A 501-nucleotide genomic window follows, 5' to 3' on the forward strand; every position below is an offset into this window, starting at 1 on the left:
GCAAAGGGGGGTTCGCCGCGCCGGGCGTCGCGGGACAGCGGGACGCTGTCCTCGGAGCGCTGGAACGGGCGGACGTGCCGGCCGACTCGATCGGCTACCTGGAGGCGCACGGCACCGGCACGTACAAGGGCGACCCGATCGAATTCGCCGCGCTCACCGAGGCATTCAGGGTGCATACGGACGACACGGCATTCTGCGCGCTGGGCTCCACCAAGCCCGCCATCGGCCATCTGGACAGCGCCTCGGGGCTGGCCGGGCTGATCAAGGCGGTGCTGGTGCTGCGGCACGGGGTGATACCGCCGCTGGTGAACTTCAGCCGAGCGAACCCCCGACTCGCGGTGGAGTCGAGCCCGTTCCTGCTGCCGACGCAGGCGACGCCCTGGCCGGACTCCGGCGTACGGCGGGCCGGCGTGCACTCCATCGGCATGGGCGGGACGAACGCACACGTGATCTTGGAGGAGGCGCCGGGGCCGTCGCGGGAGCGGGGGACGGGTACGAGGG

General features: G+C 72.3%; 1 protein-coding gene. It reads left to right on the plus strand.

Annotation, left to right across the window (positions count from 1 at the left end; all coding sequences use genetic code 11):
• The coding region (locus tag G5C60_RS50900; RefSeq protein WP_165271135.1) for a ketoacyl-synthetase C-terminal extension domain-containing protein at positions 1–501 on the plus strand (501 nt) is incomplete at both ends.

The organism is Streptomyces scabichelini (assembly GCF_011045015.1).
GTDB classification, from domain to species: domain Bacteria; phylum Actinomycetota; class Actinomycetes; order Streptomycetales; family Streptomycetaceae; genus Streptomyces; species Streptomyces scabichelini.